We start from the raw sequence: 25,041 nt of genomic DNA on the forward strand, positions 1-25,041 counted from the left end.
TCAGAATTATTGGTTCCAAGCATCTTCTAATTGTGGTTTTGCGTTTTCAATCAATTGATCGACATCTTGATCTGTATTAGACAAAATGTTTTCCATGATTGAGCGCATTTCATTGTAAGCAGGATCAGCATTTTCAATCACTGGGATCGAGAACAATTCTTTGGTTGCATCTTCTAATTTGGCAGCTACTTTTGTTTCAGGATTGTTTTTGTATTCATCGCTTTCCAAAACAGATTCAACAACTGGCATGTAGCCGGTATCGATCGCCCATGTTTTTTGCGCTTCTGGAGAAGTTAAGTATTTCATGTATTCAAAAGCAGCGGTGCGTTGCTCTGGTGTTGCGCTGTTGAACATGTACAAGTCAGTTCCTTGTTGCAAGTTGATTGGTTCTGGACGAGCTGCTACGTCATATTCAAATTTGCCTTCGGTATCTTTTTTAACAAAACCTTCCCCTGCGATTGAGCCGACATACATTGCGACTTGCTCGTTGGCAAATGGTCCAGACAAGTATTGATCAGAACCAGCGATTCGGAAGTAGCCCTCTTTGACACCATCCAGGTAGTAGTTGATGACTTCTTTTGATTCATCGCTGTCTAGTTGCAAGTCTTTGTCAAAATCAACACCTTGGTTTTTCATTGCGATGGCGTAGTAGTTGTTTAATGAGTCAAAACCAGCACCTACTACTTCACCGTTTGATTTTTCATAGATTTCTTGAGAAGCTTCTTTTAATTCTTCAAGGTTTGTCGGTACGTCAATACCATACTCGTCTAACATGTCTGCATTGTAGAACAGCATTTCTGTTGATTTGTTGAAAGGAATCCCGTATTGCACGCCGTCGATCTGCGCGCCTTCTAAAAGGGCACTGCGGATCTCTTCTTGGTCACCCCAACCGATAGTATCATCGTTGATGTATTCGCCAAGATCAACCAACATGTCATCTTGGGCAGCATTCCATAACCAACCAGGATATGCTTGGGTGATAGTTGGTAGATCTTTTGGTGAAGGCAAGGTTGAATTCACCTTTGCTTGTAGATCAGAGTAGCTGGATTGGTTTTGCAATTCGATCTTGATGTTTGGATTTTCGTCCATGAATTGCTCCGTCAATTTCGTCAATGATTCTTCTTGCGCGCCATTCATTGCATGCCAAAAGGTGACAGTCGTATCATCGCTTAGTTCTGTAACGATTTCATCACTTTCGGTAGAACCAGATGAATCGTTGTTGTTTCCACAAGCCCCTAATACCAATGTCGCGGCTGCAGCTGCTGCAAATGCAAGTTTCTTTGTTTTCATTTTTTCCTCTCCTCTATCACTCTAAAATAATTTTTTCACCGCGTTGCGGCAATATTCTTTCACCATACGGATTCACCAGATTTTCTGGTTTCAGCGTATGGATTGGAACCAATCGTTGGGGCTCGATCCATGCAATGATCTGATCTAAATCAGCTGGTTTCGCATGTCCCGAGTTTGGCAAACGGACAAATTCGATCTCCAGTGCTGCCAGTTGATCCAAAAAGACTTGATAAGCTGGATCAAAATCGCCTAACGGCTGCGCATCACTGTGAATATACAATCCACCTGTTTGCAAGTTTTCAAAATGCGCGACTACTTGCCAAAGGTACTGGCTCGTGTCGGCACATAATGCCTGATAAGAAATGGCGAAGGCTGGATCGAGAGTCGCTGGTACTTGATCATCGATCGTATAGAACGGTACATCTTTATTGAAAATTTCTTTCAACAAAGCAGCTTGCGTCGCCTCTAAAACAACCGTCCGCGGCGCGGCTTCAACAAGCGCCATAAAGCGCTCAACATTGGCTGGATAGCCATTGAAGGTAATTTGTCGTTGGGGATTTTCTTTGACCAAACGCACGAAGGTCTCAATCAATTCTGTTTCACTTTCCACCGTGATCGCTTTGGGGTCCGGTTCTCTTTCTGGGAAGCTGATGCTGACCCCTTCCATCATCAATAGATCCGTGTGTTTGGCTAATTGACAGAATTCTTTGGTACGCTCTGGATGATAGCCATGCAAACGCAAATCACCGGTATAAGCGATAAAATGATCCGGCGTGCGAATTAACAAGGCCGCCGCACCGTACGCATCATGATCGACTGGAATGATCTCGACTTCGATTTCCCCGATCCGAATCACATCATGGGGTTCTAAGCCGATCAATTCTCGGACAAAGCTTTTTTCCTCATGAGGAACGGGCAGCAAGAAGTCCCCTTTTTGATTCAACACTTCGAGGATCGCTTTGGTTTCCTTCAAGGTGTACATAGGAATATTTGGGTCTAAAAAGTTGATCATCTTGGAATGATCCAGATGGGCGTGGGAAAGAAAAACTGCTGTTTCTTGGTATTCTTTCGTTTCGCTTCCTTGGTACGTGTAGTCTAAGCGTGGATCGTAGACATTTTTCAGTTCTGGTATCCAGCGATGCGCAACTAACGTTTGTAATTCTTCATCTGGTAAGGGTGTTTCTGGATGATACTCCGAACCGAAATCAAAAAAGATATGGGCATCTTTGTACGCAACTTCGATGACGGTTCCTCCAATCGTTAAAATTCCGCTATGGAAGGTGATCGTTGTTTTATCCTTTGATGCCATCTTTAGCCACTCCTTTGATAATTTCTTTTCTAAAGATCAAGTAAATGATCAGAATTGGAATGACGGTCAAGGTCGCTGCCGCCATTTGTAAATGAACGTCACTGCCGCTTTCTGTGGTAAAGGCAGCCAATCCATTATTTAAGAGACGGTATTTTTTCTCATTCGTCACTAACAACGGCCATAAGAAAGAATTCCAGCTAGAGATGAACGTCAGAATCCCGACTGTCACCAAGGCTGGTTTAGACATGGGGATCAAAATTCGGCGGATATAAGCTAGGTCGCTGGCACCGTCAATTTTGGCTGCCTTATAAAAGGTATTAGAAATACTTTGTAAATAACCGTTTAAATAATAGATGTAAAAAATACTGGTCAGAAACGGAATGATCAAGGCACTATACGTATTCAATAAGCCCATTCGAGCAATCGTATTGTAATTGGTAAAGATGATGGATTCATAAGGAACCATCAGTAAGGAGATCATCAAACCAATCACGAGACGCTTGTATTTGAATTCAAGACTCGTTAATGCAAAAGCAGCTAAAATTGCCGTGATCAGCGTCGCTATGGTAGTGACCGCTGAAACAAAGACCGTATTGAAGAAGTAGCGTAAAAACGGTGCTCGGGTAAAGACTTCCCCGTAGTTGCTCCATTGGAAGGACTCTGGCATGATCGTCGGTGGAATACTGGTTGCTTCACTGTAGGTCATTAGCCCAGCTAAAATCATATAGACAAAGGGAAACAGCGTGATCACTGCTAAAATTGCTAAAAACAGCATCGAAACAATCGTGACAATTTTTTTCATTCGTTTATTCGCCCACTTTCTTCAAAAGTTTATTTTGGATAAAGGTGACGAGCAAAATAATGATGAACAAGATCACGGTTGCCGCCATTGCAATCCCCGGACGTCCGGCGATATGGAATTTGTCATAAATATAAAAGACTGCCGTCGTTGCACTACGAGCGATCCCTGGCTGGCCGCCAAACAAAGCATATACTTGAGTATAAACTTTAAAGGCACTGATCAGATTGACCGTCAACAAGAAAGCAAAGGTCGGGATCAATTGCGGAAAGGTGATTTTCCGAAAAATTTCGCCATCGGTAGCGCCAAACATTTTTGCGATTTTATAATGTTCTTTGTCGATGTTGCGCATTCCTGCCAACAAGATAATAATGTTGAAGGCGAGGCTCGTCCAAACGCCGAAGATGATCAAGGTCGTCATACTCATGTTGACGTTATCTAGCCAGTTGACTGGCGCAATGCCGACAAGACCTAGCAGATAATTAATGATCCCGTAAGAGCCATTGAAAAAGTAACGAAACACGATCCCGATCGCAATCGTACTTGTGACATAGGGCATAAAGAAGATCGTTTCAAAAAAACTTTTGTATTTGACTTTTTCAAAAATGATCCAAGCAATCGCTAATGAGAGAATCAGCGAGATCGGCACGACCGCAAAAGCAAACAGTGCTGTGTTTTGCAGTGCTCGAAAGAATACGGGGTCCGTTAAAACCCTTTGATAGTTCTCAAGCCCAGCATACTGTTGGTTAATCAAGGTTCCTTTTTGGAAACTCATGATGAAGGAACGAAACAGCGGATACACACTGAATAAGAAAATAATGACCAATGAAGGCAGTAAAAACAGCCACGCCTTTGGTTGATTCTCAGGGTTATAATTTTTTTTGAACATTAGTAGACCCGCTCTCCTTTTTCATCAAAGATAAAGGCTTTTTTGTAATGAAAATCAAATGACACTTGCGCGCCTTCTTCAATGATCTCTTCAATACTAACGATCGATTTCATATGTTTTGCAGCCAGATCAAAGTTCAAGATTCGTTCTCGTCCGATCAGCTCCACACTCTTGATTTCTGTTTGGAACAACCCCGTTTGTAAGGTGGTCAGCACATCTTCTGGACGAATACCTAACGTATATTGGCCGTCTGTCAATGGTTTCTTGAAGCGAATGTCGGTAAAGCGGTCAACTGGGATCGTGAATGCTGGATGGATCATTTGTCCCTCTTTGACTTCTACTGGCAAGATGTTGATGATTGGATTACCAATGAATTTCGCTACGAAAAGATTGTTTGGTTCTAAGTAAAGGTTTTGCGGATCATCATTTTGTTGAATGATCCCTTCATTCATCAAAATAATCTTATCACTGATAGAAAGAGCTTCTTCTTGGTCATGAGTCACGAAGATCGTAGTGATTCCTACTTCTTTGACTAACCGACGAATTTCTTCACGGATCTTCAAGCGCAAACGGGCATCTAAGTTACTCAATGGTTCATCCAGCAGTAACACTTCTGGACTTTGCACCAAAGCACGAGTAATGGCGACCCGTTGCTGTTGTCCACCGGAAAGGGTTCCTGGTTTTTTCTGACTTAATTCTTCAATATTGGTCAGCTTCATGAACTTTTCAGCAATTTTCTGTGCTTCGTTTTTCTTGATTTTTTTCTCTCCGACTGTCAAGGGAAACATGACATTTTCTAACACAGTCATATGGGGATAAAGGGCATAGTTCTGAAAAACAAACCCGATATTGCGGTCTTTCGGCTCCGTCTTAACAACGGAAGTACCATTAAAGCGGATATCACCATCGGTGGGACTTAACAACCCCGCGATCAAATTCAATATCGTCGATTTCCCGCAACCACTAGGTCCCAACAAACAAACCAAATCGCCTTTTTCTATTGTAAAATCTACTGCTTTCAAGGCTTCGAACTTATTATCAAAAACCTTCTTCAACCCGACTACTTCTATCAAAACTGCCCCTCCATTTTCTCTTTTTCCTCCGAATAGTTGACTGGCATTTCAAGTCACAAAAAAAACGAACTCTTGATGTTTCGGTCAAACGCTCAAAGAAATTCGATTTTAATCATAACAAACGAATGTTTTTATTCGATACTATTATTGTAAATGTTTTGTAAAAACCAATGGGAATTATGAAAGAATTTTTAATTAATTTACCAAACAATGAGAAAACGATGAGTGATCCAAAGGGAATTCTACCCGCTAATCCCGAACATTTCGTCATTTTTCGAAAATTTTCATGAAAAAATGAATGAATTTTATCAAATATACATACCTGTGTATAATAACACTATTTTTACACAGCTTTTTTATCAAAAGCACCCTTATTAAATACTTACTAAAATCGTCAGTATCTCTCCGATTAAAATAACAAAAAAGGACGGTTTCCCCAAAGAAAACAATCGTCCTTTTTCCCCTTCAGTTATTCGACTTCATCGATCGTCAACGTCAGCAATTTCGTTGAGACTTGCTCAAGAAAATAACGGTCGTGTTCAATGATCAGCATAGAAGGCTCCACCAAATGGATTACTTCCTCTAATTGCTTCTGATTGAAGACATCCAAATAATTCAGAGGTTCATCCCAGATAAACAATTCTGCTGGTGTTGCTAATGATTTGGCTAGTTCCACGCGTTTACGCTGCCCCATGCTCATTTGCTGGATCGGCGTTTGAAAAACAGCTCTTTCCAAGCCAAGTTTTTTCAAATTATTTAGCAGATCTTGATAATTCAAGCCATGTTCTTGGGCAAACTCTGTCAGCATCCCACAATTGTCCTCGTAGTTTTGTCGAACATAACTGATGGTGATCCCATGGGCTGTTTTGATCGTCCCTGTCTGCTGTCCTTCGAAAGTACCTAAAATACTCGCAATCAAACTGGACTTGCCAGATCCGTTGGCCCCTTGAATCCCCAAGCGCTCTTTTTGACGGATCGCAAACGTCAGCGGTTTAAACAAAGGCTTCTCATAGCCGAGCTGAAAATGCTCTGCTTCCAGCAACACGTCATGATGGCTAACAAGCGGGGTCATTTTCAGAGGATCGATCCACTCAATGTCTTTTAACAACGCAGACTTGTCTTGAATTTGATCTTCCATCCGTTTAACGATCGCTTTCGAGCGCTTCATGGTCCGTGCCGCTCGGGCACCGATCGCCCCCGTATCATAGATTGCCCCACTGCCTTTTTTGGTCGGCGACCCTAATTTGTCCCGTTCGCGTCCTCGGGACCACTCCGCTTTCTCGGCTGCCGTCTGCTTCAAACGACCGATTTCTTTTTTCAACTTGCTGTTTTGTTCTTGCTCATAGGCATCTTTTTGCTGCTTTTGCAGTTCATAAACTGAATAATTCCCTTTGTACAACACCAAGCGGCTTTTTTCGATCGCCAATACATGATCGACGACTTCATCGACAAACTGTCGATCATGGCTCACAACGATAAACCCGGTTTTTTGCTGCAAATAGCGGGCAACATGTTGGCGAGCGGTCACATCCAAATGGTTGGTTGGCTCATCGATCAAAGCAAAATTCTCTTCATCAACGAACAAACGCGCCAATAGAACTTTCGTTTGCTCGCCGCCAGATAAAGTGGCAAAGGGCCGCCAAAGAACTTCTGGATCAAGTTGCAGCAGGTTCAATTCTCGTTCCAAACGCCACTGCTCAAATTCACCTGATTCTTGTAAAACAAAAAGCGTCAGTTGCTGATCGTCAGCGACGGTTAAGGGAAAATAAACGAATTGCTGCTCATGGGTAATCGAGCCGCTATACGGCAATTCATTGAGCAGCAAACGCAGCAAGGTCGTTTTGCCGCGACCATTTCTGCCAATCAACCCTAATTTCCATTGAGTATCAAGGTTCAAGTTGGCATCCTCAAAAAGCAACCGTTCCTGGCTATCAAAGCCAAAAGTTAAATGATTAATACTGATATTCGACATAAATATACCTCGTCTCTATTCACGGAATAGAGTAGACTAAAGCTATTTTCAGAATCAGTTTTTAGAGGTACACAAAAAGATCCCCCATTGAAAAAGTCAACCAATCCTGAAAATCTGCAGACTATCCCCTTGGAGGAACAGTTTCATGCAGCTTTCAACAAATTGGTTAATTTTTCAATGGAGGATCCCTCATTTCGTTTAATAGTGCCCTAAGTATAGCATTGATCGACAAAAAAGCGCAAGCTTGCTATTCCTTGCTATTCCAACTTTATATTTTGTTCACAAACTATCCCCGCTTTTGATGGAAACATTTCATTAAAAAACAAAAAAAAACCATCAGGTTGGTTAGTCCTGATGGCAAAAGGAGTAAAATGAAAAATAAAAAGGTTGTTGGTTGTGAATTCATTATACCTCCGATAAAAAAACTTTACATGTGAAAAACATAACAGTTAAATTAAATAACTCTTGTTTAACTTGAATGTTTATCATTTTTTTAACAATAAAGCGGTCATCCGTTGGATAGCAAAAGAAATTTCGTCCGTTGCTTCATCTTGCTTAGCTTCAGCTGCATCAAAGGCTTCTTGGTCGATTTTGTTATCCAGACTCAAAATCATCTCATCACAGCCGGCAACATATTTCATATACGCTCGCTCGAATTTTTTATGGATCCCCATCACATTCGCTGGTGGACGCAATTTGCTGATTTTTTCCAGCATCAAGCGGTATTTGTCCGTGCCTTCTTTAAAAATTCTGGTAATCTCAGCTAGCCGCTCAGGTGTTACCTCTGCTTCTTTCTTCTCGTCGATCGCTTTGCGGATCTCTTCATAATTGGGATTCATTTTCTCCCCGATCGCTTCTGTTTCTTTGACAAGATCGTTGATTGTTTGTACATAAAAACCTAAGTTTGGTCGCACAGTGGGTCCCCTACTTTCTTTGTTATTATCTTCTATTTTACCGTTTCTTGCTGCAAATGAAAAGGTCAAGAAACAGCCATAGGGTTTATCGAAAATAAGCCAGCAAAAAAAGGCCTGCTGCCCATGGAGAAGGACAGCAGACCATTCGTTGTTTTTCTGTTTATTTTTGGCTTATTTGCGTCCCATTGCTCGTTGGATCGCTTTGACGATCTCAACGACTGGAATGATCGCAAAGGAGGCGCCTAAAACGATGCCCCATTGATACAAGTCAAGGTGTGCGACACGGAAGATATCATTCAATCCTGGCACAATGAAGATCACTAGCATCAATGCAAAGGAAAGTAGGATCGCCCAGTTGAAGGCTTTGTTTCTAAATGCTCCTACTTTAAAGAGCGACTGATGGATCGATTTGACGTTGAAGGCATGGAACAATTGCATCAATCCTAACGTGGCAAAGGCCATCGTTAAGGCATCGGCATGGATCGCATCGTACGTATTGTGAACGGGCCATTGGATCGCTGACCAATAAACGAACAGCACGGTTGCTGCTTCTAAGATCCCTTGGTAGATGATACTGCTCATCACACCACCGGAGAAGAAGTTGGAACTGCGTCCCCGCGGTGCATGTTTCATTAAATCTTTTTCAGCAGGCTCCATTCCTAAGGCAATTGCTGGGAAGGTATCGGTTACTAGGTTGATCCAAAGCAAGTGGATCGGCAATAGCGAGTCCCAACCCCACAAGGTTGCTAAGAACAAGGTCAAAACTTCCCCTAGGTTAGCGGCTAGCAAGTATTGAATCGCTTTTTGAATATTGGAGAAGACTTTACGTCCTTCTTCCACTGCTACGACGATCGTAGCAAAGTTGTCATCTGCTAGGACCATATCGGAAGCACCTTTAGAAACTTCGGTACCCGTAATCCCCATACCTACCCCAATATCTGCTTGCTTCAAGGATGGTGCATCATTGACCCCGTCACCAGTCATGGCAACGACTTTGCCTTCTTGCTGCCAAGCTTTGACGATGCGGACTTTATGTTCCGGCGATACCCGCGCATAGACTGAATAGTGGGCTACCTTTTGGGCAAACTCTTCTTCGCTCATTTTATTGAGTTCAGCGCCGGTCAAGACAGCATCATCATCGCCCGGTTTGATGATCCCTAAACGTCCCGCAATGGCTTCAGCTGTATCCCGGTGGTCTCCGGTGATCATGATGGGACGAATCCCAGCTTCTTTGGCTAAACGTACCGCATCGGCTGCTTCTGCCCGTTCTGGGTCAATCATTCCGACTAAGCCAGCAAAGACCAAATCATTTTCGACGATTTCTGATTCTAAGTTTTCTGGCACTTGATCTACGTATTTGTAGGCCATTCCCAATACCCGCAGCGCTTGTTTTGCCATATCGGTATTGTTGAATAAGATTTTTTCTTTTTCTTCATTCGTCATTGGTAGCTCTTGGCCATCCAATAGTACTTTTGAGGTTCTGCCTAGTAAGACATCCGGTGCACCTTTGACAGCAACTAAATAGCGGCCGTCTTCTTGTTGGTGGATCGTACTCATAAGTTTTCGGTCAGAATCAAAGGGCAGATCCGCTATCCGTGGTTCTTGATTGACGAGATCCCGCACATGGAATCCTTGATCCATCCCGAATTGCACCAATGCGGTCTCGGTCGGATCACCGATCAAGTTGCCTTCTTCACCAAATTTTGTATCATTGGCAAAGTTCATGACTTTTAATGCCATGTTGTCTAACGGAATATCTTCTGAAGCAGCATGTTGTTTGTTATTGACATACAATTTTTCCACGGTCATTTGATTCAACGTCAAAGTACCAGTTTTATCAGAAGCGATAATATCCGTTGCCCCAAGGGTTTCAACCGCTGGTAATTTACGGATCACTGCATTTCGTTTCGCCATTACTTGCGTACCTAAGGCTAAGATGATCGTTACGATCGCTGGCAGCCCTTCTGGGATCGCCGCTACTGCTAATGAGATCGAAGTCAATAGCATGTCGACCCATGACGTATTGTTAAAGATCGTTCCAACAAAGAACATGATCACTGCAATGATAATGATGGCGATCGTCAGGAATTTTCCTAGTTCATTTAAGTTACGTTTCAATGGTGTTTCGGTTTCTTGGGCGCTAGCTAGCATGCCAGCGATTTTCCCAACTTCCGTTCCCATCCCTGTATTGACCACGACCCCTTTTCCGCGGCCATAGGTCACATTACTGTTTGAATAAGCCATATTGACGCGATCGCCGATCCCGACATCCGTCCCTTCGATGACAGTCAATTCTTTTTCGACTGGTACGGATTCACCGGTCAAAGCGGCTTCTTCAATTTTTAACGAACTTGCTTCTAAGAGGCGTAAATCTGCCGGTACGACATCGCCAGCTTCTAATAGGACAATATCCCCCGGAACCAATTCATCGCTCTTGATGGTGACGGTATGACCATTACGCAGGACATTGGCATTTGGTGTGGACATTTCTCTTAGTGCTTCGATGGCCTGCTCTGCCTTTGCCTCTTGAACAACACCCATGATCGCGTTGATAATGACAACTGCTAAAATAATAATTGAGTCCACGACCTCATGGGAAACGACTGCTGAGATAATCGCCGCCGCTAGCAAAACGATGATCATCAAATCTTTAAATTGCTCAAAGAATTTTTGTGCCATCGATTTCTTTTTGCCTTCTTCTAATTCGTTGGGACCATACTCAGATAAGCGTTTTTGCGCTTCATCGTTCGTTAATCCATTGGCATCTGTTTGCATTTCTTCCAGAACATGCTGCGCTTCTTGCGCATAAAACGCCTGCGATAGCTGCTCCTTTTTGTTTTCTTCTGACATGTTTCTCCTCCTTTTATACTTACTCTTCCTTTATTGTACATGATATGAAAAAAAATAGACTTATGTATGCACTGTCTAAGCATACATAAGTCTCACTGTTTAAGACAGCACCAGAAATTTCTTTCAGGATGGTGATACTGCCGCAGATAAAATCCGCCAATTACTCCCTCATGTTCATATCAATAACCTACATTATACAAAAACTTTTCGGGTCTGGCAATTTTATTTTCGCTGAAATTCAACAAAGAATTTCTCTTAAAAATCAAGCGATGACCGAGCCGTTTGGCATGCCTTTTGGCGCTTCCACGATTTGCAGACGACCATCATTGTCTTCTGCAGAAAGGATCATTCCTTGGCTGACTTGCCCCCGCATTTTCCGTGGTTTCAAGTTGGCAACGATCACGACTTTTTTGCCGATCAAATCTTGTGGTTCTGGATAAAATTCAGCAATCCCCGATAAAATTTGACGATCTTGATCATCTCCCGCAGCTAAGCGGAATTGTAGCAGCTTGTCGGCCCCTTTGACTTTTTGACAATCAACGACTTCTGCCACTTTTAATTCGATCTTGTCGAAGTCTTCGTATTTGATCTCGGCTTTGTCTGATTGCAATGTGGTTTCTTCTGGATTCCATTTGACTGTTTCTTCTGGACTTTGTGTCCCTTCAGCCATTTTCTTTTGGATGTAGGCTACTTCTGTTTCAAGTTCCAACCGAGGGAAAATCGGTGTGCCTTTGGCAACGACTTTCGTGCCACTTGGAAATTCACCAAAGCGTAAATCTTTCAGATCCATGGCAACAGAAGCCAATCCTAATTGTTGGAAAATGTTGGCTGGTGTTTCTGTCATCACCGGTTGCAATAAGATCGCAACGATGCGTAAGCTTTCCGCCAAATGAACCATCACACTGTTTAATTCCGCGCGCTTTTCTTCTTCTTTGGCTAACACCCATGGTTGGGTTTCGTCAATGTATTTGTTGGCACGGGAAATCAATGTCCAAACTTCTGACAATGCCGTACTGAATTCCATTTTATCCATGGCTTCATGGTAACGACCAACCACATTGGCCGCAGTCGTTGACAGCTCGCTATCAAAAGGCGTTACTTTTGAGGCATAATCGGGCACTAAGCCATCACAATATTTATTGATCATGGCGATCGTCCGATTCAGCAGGTTGCCTAAGTCGTTGGCTAGATCGTAGTTCAAACGAGAAACGAAATCTTCTGGTGTAAACACACCATCGCTACCAAAAGGAACCGCCCGTAATAGATAGTAACGCAACGCATCTAAGCTGTAGCGCTCCACTAACATTTCTGGATAAACGACATTGCCTTTTGATTTCGACATCTTGCCGTCTTTCATCATCAACCAGCCATGACCAAAGATTTTTTTCGGTAAGGGCAAGTCTAAGGCCATCAGCATGATTGGCCAATAGATCGTATGGAAACGCACGATTTCTTTCCCAACCATATGCACGTCAGCTGGCCAGTATTTTTGGAACAAGGAATCGTCCTCTGAGCCATAGCCTAATGCCGTAATATAGTTAGATAACGCATCGATCCAAACATACACCACGTGTTCAGGACTAGCCGTGACAGGAATGCCCCATTTAAAGGTCGTTCTGGAAACAGCCAGGTCTTCTAAACCTGGTTTGATGAAGTTATTCAGCATTTCATTTTTGCGTGATTCTGGTTGAATGAACTCTGGATGTTCATCATAGTATTGAACCAAACGATCGGCGTATTTGCTCATGCGGAAGAAATAAGAAGATTCCTTCACCAATTCTACCTCATGACCGCTTGGCGCTTTGCCGCCGATGACTTTGCCCTCTTCATCTCGGTAAACTTCTGCTAATTGCGTTTCAGTAAAGTATTCTTCATCAGAAACAGAATACCAGCCTTCATATTCACCAAGATAGATATCGCCTTGATCAAGCAATTGCTGGAAGATTTTTTGAACGGCTGTTTTATGGTAGTCATCCGTTGTACGGATAAATTTGTCATAACTGATGTCTAGTGTGTTCCATAATTTCTTGACGTCAGCTGCCATTTTGTCGACGTATTCTTGCGGATCTACGCCAAGTTCTTCTGCTTTTTTCTCGATTTTTTGACCGTGCTCATCGACACCCGTTAAATAAAAGACATCAAAGCCCATCAATCGTTTGTATCGTGCTACCGCATCACAAGCGATCGTCGTGTAAGAATTCCCGATATGCAGCTTGCCGCTTGGATAATAAATTGGCGTCGTAATATAGAATGTTTCTTTTTCAGCCATGGACGCAAGTCCTCCTTTTCACTAGTAAAGTGTATACTTAGGTAGTATACAGTTCGCAACCCAAAAATGCTATAAATTTAATCAAAAAAGCGGACATAATAAGACCTTTCTTCATGCTCTAAAAGAAGCAAAGGAATCGTTTTCGTCCTTAAAACGCAGCAAATAAACCAGCAGATTTGAGTATTTCTTTTCTACTAGTTATCATAGCGCAGATAGCCGTTCACTTCAATGTTCTAGGGGAAGAATCTGATCCTGACAACGAATCTCATAAGAAATAAAGGTGTTTTATCTCTCTTTGATTAACAGGTACTTCTTTTGCTATAATGAGGAAGACTTCTCTTATAGAAAGGAACGCTATGACTCGAAAAAACAAACAGCATTTTTTGCTTTTAACCGCGCTTTCTGTGGGGCACTTGCTCTTTTCAACCACAGGTTACCCCTTTTTGTTTGCTTACTTCAACAGCCATGATTACGCGGCGCTTTTTGCGACAGCGCTGGCAATCCTACGGGTAGCTTTTCTGCTATGGATCGCTCTTTGGGGCTATTTAGCACTCAAAGAACACCCTCGGTCTTCTTGGCTTTATCTCGCACTGTTTTTCATTAATTTGATCGTTCCTTATTTTTTCCGTTAAGGAAAACCATCGCGCTCAGTTACTTACTTTATCTAAGGCAGGAGAAACCAATGAAAGAATTTACCTCAAAATCAGCTGAAAAACACTACTATGAGAAAGAAGCTTCTGAAGCAGACTTTCTTACGTGGTATCAGGCACAAGATCAGCCGAAATACGAGAAACCTTCCGTAACCGTCGATATGGTTTTGATGTGTTACAACAAAGAAGAAGAACAATTAAAAATTGCGCTGATCCAAAGAAAAGGCCACCCTTTCCGTAATTCTTGGGCATTGCCGGGAGGCTTCGTCAATCCCAATGAATCGACGGGGCAAAGTGTTATCCGTGAGACGCAAGAAGAGATCGGGGTCACCATCTCCAAGCAAAACATCGAACAGCTGCATACCTTCAGCACCCCAGATCGCGATCCTCGCGGTTGGGTGATCACCGTCAGCTATTTGGCTTTTATCGGTGAAGAACCCTTAAGTGCCGGTGACGATGCGAACCAAGTACGCTGGTTCTCTTTAGAAAGAAAAGCCAATCAAATTTATTTGACCAGCGGCGAGATCGAGATCATTCTTAACCTAGTGACTGGCGCCTCTGTTGGAAAAGATACGTTGGCTTTTGACCACAGCGCGATCATCCTCAAAGCTTTCAAACGGGTTGCCAACAAGATGGAACACGAGCCACAAGTGCTGCTCGTGTTAGGCAAAGACTTTACGATCACGGAAGCCCGTAAAGTATTCGCCAAGTTTTTAGGGATCGATTTTAAAATGATCGATCATTCCAACTTTAAAAAATCCATGCTCCAATATTTTACGGAAGTTGGCGAAAAGCCCGTCGGCATCGGGCGTCCCTCAAAGATCTATCGCTTAAATGACGCATTTTTAGGTGACAAAATGTAAAAAAATACAACCCCCTGTCAGACCGTAGTTTGGCAGGGGGTTGCTGGTTAATCATAATTAGTGAACGTGGTTCCTAGAAACAAAAATCAGAAAGATTTTTTCTATACCCTAGGCGATCCCTGGCGTTCCTTCCAGTTCAAGCAGATCAGCTGCTCATTTCGCCTGAGAGCCGCTCTAGCTTCTGTTGGTCCTGCGTGTCCAACGTGACAAAACGCAGTTCTTTGCCGTACCACTGCGCTTTGTACTGGATTTTGCGAACAAACTGATGCCAATCGCTGATGCTGTAATGACCGGCTTTTAGAACCGTTTCTTCAGCAATTTGTTCCAAATAGATTGTATCGTACTGTTTTACGAGATGATAACTGACTTGATCGATGAATTCCCGCTTTTGACAGCAGTGAAAACGATAGAGGCGAGCGACTTTTCCTTTTAGCTTCTGATAATTTCGTGCCTGAGTCAAAAGGATTTTTTTCCGTTTGACCGCCGTAGCTTTCACCTGAAGTTTGCGTTCTGCTCGTGTCAGCTTCTGTTTTGTTTGGATCGCATGCTCACAAGTGACCGGTACCGATTGGTTGGCTTTGATCAGCTGCTGCGGATCATAAACAACCGCGATAGACGCTTGCTGTTTCGGGAGTGGTGTGATCTCTTCCAAACAAAGAATCGAGATATAAAACTCTTCATTGTTTTTCGCTGAGATCGTTGCCGATTTGATTTTCCCTTTGATCTCCCGATGCTTTTTTACTGGAACCAGTGTTTTGAGCTTTGGCAGCTTGATTTGATCCTCTTCAAAGTAAATGGTGTGCTGCTGATTATTCGTAGTATACGATTGCCAAATACTTTTTTTGGTTTTCATTTTTGGAAAGCCAGCCCGCTTTTGAAAGTAATTTCGAAACGCTCGGTCCAGATTCCTTTGTGCATTCGCCAATGCCAAACTATCGGTCTCCTTCAAAAAAGGATACTCCTTTTTTAGTTTGGCTGGCGTCAACCCTTGCTTTGCTTCATTGTTGGCCAGCTCCTCCATCTTCGCCTCCAGCAGTTGATTGTACGTAAACCGAACACAGCCGAAGGTTTCGATGAAAAACTGTTTTTGCTGTCCATTAGGATAGATCCGAAATTTGTATGCTTTTAAAACACCCAGTTTCATCTCCTCCTAACACTCCCTATACCTTTGACGCTAGTTCCCCTTTTTTTGTGCTAACTTTTCTTGGTAGATCTTGGCTTCTTGTTTCGTGGCATAAACGAAATGTCCTGGTGCGATCTCTTCCATTGCTCGTTCTTGGTTATCGTTTGGTTCGCTGACGTATTTGATCCGTTTGCGTTGACGCTCATGGTCAGGATCTGGCAGCGGAATCGCTGATAAAAGACTTTCAGTATACGGATGGACCCCGTAATGATAGATTTCATCACTGGTTCCTACTTCTAGCAGTTTGCCATTGTGCATCACGCCGATCCGATCGCTGATGTGTTTGACCATCGATAAATCATGGGCGATAAACAAGTACGTCAATTTATGTTCTTCTTGCAGATCTTGCAGCAAGTTGACAACTTGGGCTTGGATCGAAACATCCAATGCCGAGATCGGTTCATCACAAATGATGAATTTTGGATCGACGGCTAATGCTCGGGCGATTCCGATCCGCTGACGTTGTCCCCCTGAAAATTCATGAGGATAACGGGTTCCATGACTTGGGTTTAGTCCGACGGTTCGCAAGAGTTCATCCACCCGATCATTGCGTTCTTTTTCATTTTTAGCTAATCCGTTGATATCGATCCCTTCGGCAATAATGTCGCGAACTTTCATCCGTGGATTCAAGGAGGCATAAGGATCTTGGAAGACCATTTGAACTTCCCGGCGAAAATCAGCCAGCGGTTTCTTGCCTTTGATTTTCATAACATCTTGTCCATCAAAAAGAACTTCGCCTCCGGTAGGATTATTCAAACGAATCACCGTCCGTCCAGTGGTCGATTTTCCGCTTCCGGATTCACCTACTAGACCAAAGGTTTCTCCTTCATAGATTTGGAAGGAGATATCATCGACGGCTTTGACTTCGTCTTTGCGGCCAACGTTAAAATATTGTTTGAGATTCTTTACTTCAAGTAAAACTTTTTCCAACCGTTTCTCCTCCTTTAGACAGATGCCTGAGTATTTTTTTCTTGGAATTTTTTCCAGCGAATCAAGATCTCATCCGGCGGAGTTACCTTCGGTGCTTGCGGCGCTAACAGCCAAGTTGCTGCTTTGTGGGTCGGTGAAACATCAAAGAACGGCGGTTGCTGTTCTGCATCGATCTGCAAAGCAAATTCGTTTCGTGGATAAAAAGCGTCCCCGGTTGGCGGGTCCAACAGATCCGGCGGTGAACCAGGAATCGCGTACAAACGATCGCCTGTCCCTTCTAACGTTGGCATCGAACCCAACAAGCCCCAGGTGTATGGATGTTGCGGGTTGTAGAAGATTTCTTCTGCGGTGCCCACTTCGACGATTTTCCCACCATACATCACGGCTACTCGGTCAGCCACATTGGCAACGACACCCAAGTCATGGGTGATAAAGACGATGGACGAATTGATTTTCTTCTGAATATCTTTTAATAACTCTAAGATCTGTGCTTGGATCGTTACATCCAATGCAGTCGTCGGTTCATCTGCAATTAAGATCTGTGGGTAACAGATCAGCGCGATCGCAATAACGATCCGCTGCCGCTGACCACCCGAAAATTGATGCGGATAATTTTTCAAGCGTTTCTCAGCATTCGGGATGCCGACAAGGTTCAGTAATTCCAACGCTTGTCGCAAGCCCTCTTTTTTACTGATTTTGTTGTGCTTCATCAATGACTCTGCCACTTGCTTGCCAATCGGCATCGTTGGGTCTAGTGAAGTCATTGGATCTTGGAAAATCATGGCGATTTCCTTGCCACGGATTTTTTGCAGTTCTTTTTCGGATTTTTTCAAAATGTCCGTCCCATTGAAGAGGATCTGGCCATTATCGACATTGGCATTGCTGGCTAATAACCCCATGATACTGCGGGTTGTCACGGACTTGCCGCTCCCGGATTCGCCCACGATCGCCAAGGTTTCTCCTTTGTATAGATCGAAACTGACATCGCGGATCGCTTGGACTTTCCCAGCAAAGGTGTCAAAAGAAATTTCTAAGTTTTTCACTTCTAAGACTTTTTTCATAGCAATCACTCTTTCATTTTCGGATCAAAGGCATCACGCAAACCGTCTGCCAGCAAGTTGAACCCAATCATAATCACAGACAAGGTCACAGCCGGTACCCACATTTGGTAAGGCAGGAACAAGAAGGTTTTGTAGCCATCGCTTAGTAACATCCCTAAAGATGCTGAAGGTGGTTTTAATCCTAGCCCAATAAAGCTTAGGAAGGCCTCGAAGAAAATCGCCGAGGGAATACTGAACATCATTTGTACGATGATCACGCTGGAAATATTTGGTAATACGTGTTTCATCGCAATCTTGAGACGGCTTTCCCCCAGCGTTGTTGCGGCTAAAACGAATTCCTGATCTTTTAGTTTCATTGTTTGGGCCCGTACGATCCGCGCCATTGGAATCCAGTTAGTGATCGCCATTGCTGCCACGATCGAGAAGATCCCAGGTTCGAAAACTACCAGCATTAAGATCATTACCACCAAGTTGGGAATACCTGATAAGATTTCTAGGAAACGTTGCATCACATTATCGATTCGTCCACCTAAAAGACCAGAGATCAAACCATAGGTTACACCAAAGATGATATCTAGCATCGCTGCGATAAACGCAATCAATAAGGAGATACGTGTCCCTACAAATAGACGACTCAATAAGTCACGACCTAATCCATCCGTTCCTAAAAGGAAATATGTCCCGTCAGGTACATTGGCAGCTGCATACTTATCTACTAGCTCGCCTCCCACCATCGCATAGCCGTTTAAGCCATTGATGTTGATACCGGGAATTTTCGGCGGCAGATTTGTAAAGGTCACATTTTGCGCGGTCGGATCATGTGGCGAGACAAAAATGGTAATGATTGAGATCGTAATAATGATCAGCAACAAAACGATTGAGAAAACAGCGGCTTTGTTCTTTTTCAAACGACGCCACGAATCTTGGAAAAAGGTTAATGAGGGGGTTGCGATCGCTTCACGCTCTTCATTGGTATTTTTTTGTAACGGTTGAAATTTGGCTGCATCGATGGCAGCAACATCATTTGCTGTGTAAGGTTTCTCTGCCATTAGCCACGACTCCCTTCTGAAACTCGGATCCGCGGATCAACGATTCCATATAAAATATCAACAACAAGAATCACAAAGACCAACATTGCGGAATAAAGGATCGTTACCGCCATGATCGTCGGATAGTCATTGGTCATGATTGATTTTACGAACTGTTCACCGATACCCGGGATCGCAAAAATATTTTCTACGACAAGGGAACCAGTCATCAAACCGACAGCTAGCGGTCCTAACAACGTCAATAACGGAATCAAACTATTCCGCAAACCATGCTTGAAGGCAATTTCCCAGCGGCTCAAACCTTTTGCTCGTGCCAACTCGACATAATCACTATGCAGCACTTCCACCATCTCGGTTCGAATAAACCTAGCGGAATCCGCTAACGGCGACATCGCTAAGGCGACGGTCGGTAAGATCGTGCTGGCAAAGGTCTCCCACTTGGCAATCGGCAAGATCCCTAGTTTGATGGCAAAAATATATTGCAGCAAAACGGCAAAGACAAAGTTAGGGATCGAACGCCCTAAGATCGCCACTAAGGTAGACGTTGTGTCGACCCAAGTATTTTGTTTCATTGCAGAGATCGTTCCTAAAATGATCCCAAAGAAGGTACCAAAGATGATCGCTTGTAGTCCTAGTTGCAGTGAAGGTCCGATTCTTCCTGATAATAAATTCGCTACTGGCTGGTTTTTAAATTGGAAAGAGATCCCAAAGTCACCTTTTAGTAGATTGGTCAAATAAAGCCAATATTGGGTAATGATCGGTTTGTCCAATCCTGCTTGCTCATTTAGCAAGGCAATTTGTTCTGGACTTAATTTTTCAGCATTCGTATATGGTGTTCCTGGCAAAAATTGCATCAAGAAAAAGGTGATCGTGGCAATCAGCCATAATGTTAAGACCATGTAGAACACTCGTTTCAATAAATATTTCAAAAAGCTGTTCACGCAGTTTCCCCCTTAAGTATTTTGACTTCTATTCAATAATTATGTAAATTAACATAGTACGAATCATTAAAAAGGAGTCAGATCATGAAAATAAAAAAAAGTAGTGGGCTCATACCCCTCCTATGCCTCGCAATTTCTGGCGGATGGTTAGCCATAAAAAATGAATTTTCCATAGCAGCTCTTTCAGATGCCCTTTTCTTGTGGGCGCTGTTCTTTTTGATCATTGGCGGTTTTTTATGGGTATTTGCTTCTGGTTTCTTTGACCATTTTCAATATTCCATGAAGAAAGCTTTTTCCAAAAATAAAACAGATTATCTGAAATTATCCCAAGTCGGCAAACAGAGTTACGCCTTTTGGTTATGGCCTGGTGTCTTCTTGTTATTCCTTTCATTGCTCTTTTTAATGATTGCTACTAGTTAATTTCACTCTTATATTTTTACTCATTGAAATGAGAAGCAAAAGGCTGAGACAAGAAATTGTCCCAGCCTTTTCTTCGGCATTTCAAGTCAACTACTCGTGATTATTCGATTGATGTCCACTTGTAGTCGTATTGTGCGCCCGCTGCGTGAGCAACAACACCTTTGACTTTTGTTGCACGTAAATGTGCTTCCGCTTTTTGATAAACTGGAATGACACCTTGTTCATTCATAATGATTTTTTCTGCATTGACTAAATCTTCCCAACGTTTGTCAGGGTCATTGGCATTGGTCGTACCTGCTGCTTTTACAGCTGCATCGTATTCTTCACTGCTCCATTGACCACGGTTGTATGAGTTACCTGTCGTAAACAAGTCAGTAAAGCTACTTGCATCGGCATAGTCAGCACCCCAACCGCCCATTACTGTATCAAAATCACCCGCATTTGAACGATCCAAACGAACAGAGAATGGAACTGGACTTAACGTGACTTTCACACCGTCCAATGTTTTTTCGATCGTGTCTTGCAAGTACTCAATGATTTTCTTGGTTGAGTCTGTATCAGAAGCTAAGATATCAAATTCTAATGAATCGATTCCTAATTCTTCTTTGGCTTTTTCCCAATATTCTTTTGCTTTCTCTTGATCGTAGCTAATGACGCTGCCAGCTGCTTCTGTGAAGTCTGTATGATCGCCAGGGCTGAAAGTCATGCCTTCTGGAACCAAACCACTTGAAGCAATTGAACCATCACCTAAGATCGATGTTACTAAGGCATCACGGTCGATCGCATAAGAGATTGCTTTACGCAAATTTTCGTTACGGAAAGGTGAATCTTCATCACGTTGATTCAATTCTAAGTAAGAAGTCGTTGCTTCTGGTTGAGAAACGAATGCTTCGTCGTTAGCCATCTGTTGCGCCAGTTCACCTGTTAGGATGACATCATCTGCTTGACCATCTTGGAAAAGATTCAAGGCAGTTGAGGATTCTTTCACGACGCTTACGTTGATCGTTTGTAATTTAACAGTGTCTTTGTCCCAATACTGATCGTTCTTTTCATAAGCCCATTCTGTATCCGTTCCTGGTCCATCAAAACCAGTCAGGACAAATGGTCCATTATAAACGGCATTGTCGCTTGTTGATGCATATTGATCGCCATTTTCTTCCACTACTTTTTGATTTTGTGGGAAGAATGATGGGAATGCTAATAAGTAATCAAAGTAAGGTGTTGCTTTTTCTAGGGTGATTTCTAATTCGTAATCCCCCACTGCTTTGATGCCTAGCTCTGATGGATCCGTATCGCCAGCTGTGATGGCATCCGCATTTTTGACTGGTGAAAATAGATACGCATATTCTGATGCAGTTTCAGGTTTGACCGTCCGTTGCCAGCCATAAACATAATCCGCTGCTGTAACAGGGTCACCATTTGACCATTTCGCATCTTCACGCAATTTGATCTTGTAAGTTAGTCCATCCTCGCTGACTTCAGCTGCTTCAGCTGCACCAGCAGGTTGTGGTGTGCTGTCAGCATCCAAACGATACAGTCCTTCATATACATTGTTCAATGCACTGAAGCTGATCGTATCGGTTGCTAATGAAAGATCCGCACTTGGCATTTCTTGTGAAACCACTACGTTAAATACTTGTTCTGCGTTGCTATCGCCGCTAGTTGCTGTGTCATTGCTTGAACTATTTGTTCCGCCTGTTGTACAGCCGGCTAACACCACGCCACACACAGCTACTAAACCATAGGCCCATTTATTTTTCATCCTGTCCTACCCCTTAATTGAATTAATTTTCAGAATAATCATTCGATTTCTGAAGTTAGATAAGATTTTAATTAATAATTATTAAAAAAGCAATCCCTTTTTCGATAAAAAACACCTTTGGAAGAAAGTTTTCTTGGTATTTACTTACCTTACTCTCATCAAACATTCGTTAAATGCTATTTTTCCTTTCTTTATTTATAAGAAATAAAGCGAAAAAAATAATAAAAAAACATGGTTAAATGTAACTTACATTCATTTTCTGTCTGCTTTTTTCATTTCAGTCATCAAAATGAGAAATGTCTGATAGAAAAGTAAACATGCAGAAAACAAGGATGATTTCTTATCAAATTCAGACAAAAAAGACCTGATCGCATGCTTACTGATCAGGTCTTTTCATTTTAAGAACTTTTGTTTTGTCCTCGAAAGGATGTCCTTCAATGATTAATGGATCGCGCCGCCAATCGCTTTTAAATCTTCTTTGTCGGCATAATCAACGATAGCTTCCACTGCTGCAGTTAATCCTTTGGCGATGTCTTCGATGCTCATTGCAGGCTGTCCTGCTTTATCGACGACTTGCTGAGGAATAAATGGCACGTGAATAAAACCGCCTTTCATTTCAGGGTATTTTGTATCGATCATGTATTGTACTTGATACATGATGTGGTTGCAGACGAAAGTTCCAGCAGTATTAGAAACGGCTGCAGGTATTCCTGCTTTTTTCATATTTTCTACCATTGCTTTGATTGGCAGTTGTGTGAAGTAGGCAGGCTTTCCTTCTGTTTGGATCGCTTCATCGACGGGTTGATTGCCTTCATTATCAGGAATCCGGGCATCATCCACATTGATTGCCACTCGTTCTGGTGAGATGGCAAACCGGCCGCCCGCTTGACCGATGTTTAAGACGACATCTGGGTGGACCTCTTCAATTTTCTCTTCGACGATCGCCGCTGATTTCCCAAATACAGTGGGGATCTCTGCTTTCACGATCTGTGCACCATGAATTGTATCTGGCAGTAATTTCACTGCTTCTAAGGCAGGATTGATTGCTTCTCCGCCAAATGGATCAAATCCGGTAATTAATAGTTTCATTTCCATCATCCTTCCATCTCTGTTTTACCACTAAAATGCCCAAAAGTACATTAAAGCGATGTGGATCACTAACAATAATAAAGCAATTGGGGCTTGTGCTTTAATGACACCATTAGGGTCTTTCATCTCTAACAAAGCCACTGGCAGTGCATTGAAATTGGCTGCCATCGGGGTCAGCAACGTGCCGCAAAAACCAGCGGTCATTGCTAAAGCGCCAGCAACAACTGGATCGCCGCCTTGCGCCATTACGAAAGGTACGCCAATACCGGCAGTTATAACGGTAAATGCTGCAAAGCCATTTCCCATGATCATAGTAAAGATCATCATTCCTAAACAGTAAGCCACGACACCGATAAAACGATTGCCTTCTGGCACGACGCCAGAGATTCCTTGAGAAATCACATCACCAACACCAGCAGCGTTAAAAATGACACCTAGTGCTGCTAATAACTGCGGCAAGATACCGGCAGTTCCGACTTGGCGAAGCATCCGGTCGGAATCGTCTAACACTGTTTTTGGTTTAGCGGAAGTTAGCACGACTGCCAACAAGAGTGCTAAGATCGACGCGATCCCGATCCCCACTTGGCCCCCTAATGGTGTATAAGAAATCACCACAGCGATCAATGCCAAGCTGATACATGGTACGAAGATCGTACTACCGATCCGTTTTGCTGACGCTTCGGCTTTTTCATCATCAACGTCGACGATTTTACCGATCTGTACTTGTTTGAAGAAGGTCAAACAGCCCATCAAAACGATCAAAATTCCGTCCACAAGATACGGCAAAAAATTTCCGAAAGCAAAGACGACCCCTAGCAGTAACCAAAAGGCAGAGGTGCCTAATCGTGTAGGATGGTCTGCTTCACGAAAAACCCGGACAGCCGTCATGATCGACAGCAGCCCAATCAAGATATAAAAGAATTCTAGTAATCCGTTAACGATTCCTTCCATCTATTTCTCCTCCTTCTTGCCATATTTTTTTGCTAATTTGCGATCAAAGAGCAAGTTCGATAACGTGGCAATAACTAAGACGATCAATGCGATCGGCAATGATGCTTGCGCGATCGAACTAGCTGCCACATCATATCCAAGTGATTGCAACGTTCCTACGATCAACAGCACACCAGAAGCAGCCACGAAGGTATTTTGGGCAAAGAAATTCCCGAAATTTTCATTAGCGGCAGCCCGAGCTTTGATTTTTTCCTGATCTTTTTCATCCAGTTCCCCAAATTTATTTTCCCCAGCAGCTTGCGCCATCGGGTTAACGATTGGGCGGATAAATTGCGTATGTCCTTGGATCCGAATAGAGAAAAAGCCAGCAAGTTCCCGAATAAATAAGTACAAACTCAAAAACTTCCCTGGTGTCAAGCCTTTGATTTTTTCAATCAATATGACGGCCTGCTGTTTCAAGCCAAAACGTTCCGACAAGCCGACCATTGGTAATGTCAACAAGAACAGTGTCACGAGTCGATTATTGACAAACGCTTCTCCTAACATTGTTAAAAAATCAACAACAGAAATTCCCGATACAAGCGCGGTGACAAAACCAGCAACGATTACGACAGCAATAGTATCTAGCTTCAGCAAAAAGCCGACTAAAATAACTAGAATACCAATTAATTTAATCCATTCCATCAAATCATCCTTTCACAGTAAGTTATTTTTAATGAATACCAGCTTTTAGTATAATCTATTTTTTTCTTGTAAAACAATGTTTTTTGAATTTTC

The 25,041-nt window shown here is 42.8% G+C and carries 21 protein-coding genes; 3 read left to right on the top strand and 18 right to left on the bottom strand.

All coding sequences use genetic code 11. The annotated features are described in order from the left end of the window. Nucleotides 1–6: 6 nt before the first annotated feature. The 9 genes from IGI86_RS14820 to metG all read right to left on the bottom strand — a co-directional run bounded on the left by IGI86_RS14820 (nucleotide 7) and on the right by metG (nucleotide 13,365). A complete protein-coding gene (locus IGI86_RS14820) occupies nucleotides 7–1,290 on the bottom strand; it encodes an ABC transporter substrate-binding protein (RefSeq protein ID WP_008379453.1) in 1,284 nt (427 codons plus the stop codon). A 16-nt stretch (nucleotides 1,291–1,306) separates the two neighbouring features. Continuing rightward, nucleotides 1,307–2,599, bottom strand: coding sequence for an MBL fold metallo-hydrolase (locus tag IGI86_RS14825; protein WP_008379452.1), 1,293 nt, complete (start codon nucleotides 2,597–2,599; stop codon nucleotides 1,307–1,309). Next, complete coding sequence (locus IGI86_RS14830) at nucleotides 2,583–3,401, bottom strand: carbohydrate ABC transporter permease (RefSeq protein ID WP_005228015.1); 819 nt, start codon at nucleotides 3,399–3,401, stop codon at nucleotides 2,583–2,585. The genes IGI86_RS14825 and IGI86_RS14830 overlap by 17 nt, the downstream gene beginning before the upstream one ends. Before the next feature lie 4 nt (nucleotides 3,402–3,405). Further along, a complete protein-coding gene (locus IGI86_RS14835; protein WP_008379450.1) occupies nucleotides 3,406–4,287 on the bottom strand; it encodes a carbohydrate ABC transporter permease in 882 nt (293 codons plus the stop codon). Next, complete coding sequence (locus IGI86_RS14840) at nucleotides 4,287–5,360, bottom strand: ABC transporter ATP-binding protein (RefSeq protein ID WP_005233711.1); 1,074 nt, start codon at nucleotides 5,358–5,360, stop codon at nucleotides 4,287–4,289. The genes IGI86_RS14835 and IGI86_RS14840 overlap by 1 nt, the downstream gene beginning before the upstream one ends. A gap of 469 nt (nucleotides 5,361–5,829) precedes the next feature. Then, nucleotides 5,830–7,332, bottom strand: a complete 1,503-nt coding sequence (gene abc-f / locus IGI86_RS14845; protein ID WP_086316601.1) for a ribosomal protection-like ABC-F family protein — start codon at nucleotides 7,330–7,332, stop codon at nucleotides 5,830–5,832. Nucleotides 7,333–7,817: 485 nt separating this feature from the next. Then, the gene (locus tag IGI86_RS14850; protein ID WP_005228008.1) at nucleotides 7,818–8,246 is read right to left on the bottom strand and encodes a hypothetical protein; all 429 of its coding nucleotides are present in this window, start codon (nucleotides 8,244–8,246) and stop codon (nucleotides 7,818–7,820) included. Between the two features lie 171 nt (nucleotides 8,247–8,417). Next, nucleotides 8,418–11,096 (bottom strand): cation-translocating P-type ATPase, encoded by a 2,679-nt coding sequence (locus IGI86_RS14855; protein ID WP_086332708.1) that lies wholly within the window; start codon nucleotides 11,094–11,096, stop codon nucleotides 8,418–8,420. A 262-nt stretch (nucleotides 11,097–11,358) separates the two neighbouring features. Beyond that, the gene (metG, locus tag IGI86_RS14860; RefSeq protein WP_005233704.1) at nucleotides 11,359–13,365 is read right to left on the bottom strand and encodes a methionine--tRNA ligase; all 2,007 of its coding nucleotides are present in this window, start codon (nucleotides 13,363–13,365) and stop codon (nucleotides 11,359–11,361) included. Nucleotides 13,366–13,721: 356 nt separating this feature from the next. On the opposite strand from metG, the gene IGI86_RS14865 reads away from it, so the two are divergent. Both IGI86_RS14865 and IGI86_RS14870 read left to right on the top strand, forming a co-directional pair. Continuing rightward, a complete protein-coding gene (locus tag IGI86_RS14865) occupies nucleotides 13,722–13,997 on the top strand; it encodes a hypothetical protein (RefSeq protein ID WP_034872151.1) in 276 nt (91 codons plus the stop codon). Between the two features lie 50 nt (nucleotides 13,998–14,047). Further along, nucleotides 14,048–14,878 carry an NUDIX domain-containing protein gene (locus IGI86_RS14870; RefSeq protein ID WP_430617507.1) on the top strand — a complete coding sequence of 277 codons (831 nt, stop codon included), beginning with the start codon at nucleotides 14,048–14,050 and terminating at the stop codon, nucleotides 14,876–14,878. A gap of 145 nt (nucleotides 14,879–15,023) precedes the next feature. Here IGI86_RS14870 and IGI86_RS14875 read toward each other — a convergent pair whose 3' ends face one another. The 5 genes from IGI86_RS14875 to opp3b are packed head-to-tail and all read right to left on the bottom strand — an operon-like array spanning nucleotide 15,024 to nucleotide 20,042. Further along, nucleotides 15,024–16,022, bottom strand: coding sequence for an RNA-guided endonuclease TnpB family protein (locus IGI86_RS14875; protein ID WP_008379437.1), 999 nt, complete (start codon nucleotides 16,020–16,022; stop codon nucleotides 15,024–15,026). A gap of 30 nt (nucleotides 16,023–16,052) precedes the next feature. After that, on the bottom strand, nucleotides 16,053–16,991 hold the full coding sequence (locus IGI86_RS14880; RefSeq protein WP_005233685.1) for an ABC transporter ATP-binding protein: 939 nt from the start codon (nucleotides 16,989–16,991) through the stop codon (nucleotides 16,053–16,055). 14 nt (nucleotides 16,992–17,005) lie between these two features. Then, entirely contained in the window at nucleotides 17,006–18,058 is a 1,053-nt protein-coding gene (locus tag IGI86_RS14885; RefSeq protein WP_216593164.1) for an ABC transporter ATP-binding protein, read from the bottom strand. Further along, nucleotides 18,058–19,101 carry an ABC transporter permease gene (locus IGI86_RS14890; RefSeq protein WP_005233683.1) on the bottom strand — a complete coding sequence of 348 codons (1,044 nt, stop codon included), beginning with the start codon at nucleotides 19,099–19,101 and terminating at the stop codon, nucleotides 18,058–18,060. The genes IGI86_RS14885 and IGI86_RS14890 overlap by 1 nt, the downstream gene beginning before the upstream one ends. Beyond that, entirely contained in the window at nucleotides 19,101–20,042 is a 942-nt protein-coding gene (opp3b, locus tag IGI86_RS14895; protein WP_005233681.1) for an oligopeptide ABC transporter permease, read from the bottom strand. Before opp3b ends, IGI86_RS14890 begins: the two co-directional genes overlap by 1 nt. Before the next feature lie 84 nt (nucleotides 20,043–20,126). On the opposite strand from opp3b, the gene IGI86_RS14900 reads away from it, so the two are divergent. Continuing rightward, nucleotides 20,127–20,462, top strand: a complete 336-nt coding sequence (locus IGI86_RS14900) for a DUF3899 domain-containing protein (protein ID WP_005227990.1) — start codon at nucleotides 20,127–20,129, stop codon at nucleotides 20,460–20,462. Nucleotides 20,463–20,562: 100 nt separating this feature from the next. Here the strand turns inward: IGI86_RS14900 and IGI86_RS14905 are convergent, their stop codons facing one another. From IGI86_RS14905 to IGI86_RS14920, 4 genes are all read right to left on the bottom strand, one after another. Next, nucleotides 20,563–22,224 (bottom strand): peptide ABC transporter substrate-binding protein, encoded by a 1,662-nt coding sequence (locus IGI86_RS14905; protein WP_005233679.1) that lies wholly within the window; start codon nucleotides 22,222–22,224, stop codon nucleotides 20,563–20,565. 441 nt (nucleotides 22,225–22,665) lie between these two features. After that, entirely contained in the window at nucleotides 22,666–23,313 is a 648-nt protein-coding gene (gene pcp, locus IGI86_RS14910) for a pyroglutamyl-peptidase I (RefSeq protein ID WP_008379428.1), read from the bottom strand. Nucleotides 23,314–23,343: 30 nt separating this feature from the next. Further along, nucleotides 23,344–24,264 (bottom strand): DUF979 domain-containing protein, encoded by a 921-nt coding sequence (locus IGI86_RS14915; protein WP_005233677.1) that lies wholly within the window; start codon nucleotides 24,262–24,264, stop codon nucleotides 23,344–23,346. Continuing rightward, nucleotides 24,265–24,948: a DUF969 domain-containing protein gene (locus tag IGI86_RS14920; RefSeq protein WP_005233676.1), complete on the bottom strand. Its 684-nt coding sequence runs from the start codon at nucleotides 24,946–24,948 to the stop codon at nucleotides 24,265–24,267. Nucleotides 24,949–25,041: the final 93 nt, after the last annotated feature.

This window comes from Enterococcus sp. AZ188, assembly GCF_050544075.1.
GTDB classification, from domain to species: Bacteria; Bacillota; Bacilli; order Lactobacillales; family Enterococcaceae; genus Enterococcus_D; species Enterococcus_D entomosocium.

Coding starts and splice junctions, on each gene's coding strand:
- IGI86_RS14820 (WP_008379453.1), bottom strand. CDS start 1,290: ATGAAAACAAAGAAACTTGCATTTGCAGCAGCTGCAGCCGCGACATTG.
- IGI86_RS14825 (WP_008379452.1), bottom strand. CDS start 2,599: ATGGCATCAAAGGATAAAACAACGATCACCTTCCATAGCGGAATTTTA.
- IGI86_RS14830 (WP_005228015.1), bottom strand. CDS start 3,401: ATGAAAAAAATTGTCACGATTGTTTCGATGCTGTTTTTAGCAATTTTA.
- IGI86_RS14835 (WP_008379450.1), bottom strand. CDS start 4,287: ATGTTCAAAAAAAATTATAACCCTGAGAATCAACCAAAGGCGTGGCTG.
- abc-f (WP_086316601.1), bottom strand. CDS start 7,332: ATGTCGAATATCAGTATTAATCATTTAACTTTTGGCTTTGATAGCCAG.
- IGI86_RS14855 (WP_086332708.1), bottom strand. CDS start 11,096: ATGTCAGAAGAAAACAAAAAGGAGCAGCTATCGCAGGCGTTTTATGCG.
- metG (WP_005233704.1), bottom strand. CDS start 13,365: ATGGCTGAAAAAGAAACATTCTATATTACGACGCCAATTTATTATCCA.
- IGI86_RS14865 (WP_034872151.1), top strand. CDS start 13,722: ATGACTCGAAAAAACAAACAGCATTTTTTGCTTTTAACCGCGCTTTCT.
- IGI86_RS14870 (WP_430617507.1), top strand. CDS start 14,048: ATGAAAGAATTTACCTCAAAATCAGCTGAAAAACACTACTATGAGAAA.
- IGI86_RS14875 (WP_008379437.1), bottom strand. CDS start 16,022: ATGAAACTGGGTGTTTTAAAAGCATACAAATTTCGGATCTATCCTAAT.
- IGI86_RS14890 (WP_005233683.1), bottom strand. CDS start 19,101: ATGGCAGAGAAACCTTACACAGCAAATGATGTTGCTGCCATCGATGCA.
- IGI86_RS14900 (WP_005227990.1), top strand. CDS start 20,127: ATGAAAATAAAAAAAAGTAGTGGGCTCATACCCCTCCTATGCCTCGCA.
- IGI86_RS14905 (WP_005233679.1), bottom strand. CDS start 22,224: ATGAAAAATAAATGGGCCTATGGTTTAGTAGCTGTGTGTGGCGTGGTG.
- pcp (WP_008379428.1), bottom strand. CDS start 23,313: ATGAAACTATTAATTACCGGATTTGATCCATTTGGCGGAGAAGCAATC.
- IGI86_RS14915 (WP_005233677.1), bottom strand. CDS start 24,264: ATGGAAGGAATCGTTAACGGATTACTAGAATTCTTTTATATCTTGATT.
- IGI86_RS14920 (WP_005233676.1), bottom strand. CDS start 24,948: ATGGAATGGATTAAATTAATTGGTATTCTAGTTATTTTAGTCGGCTTT.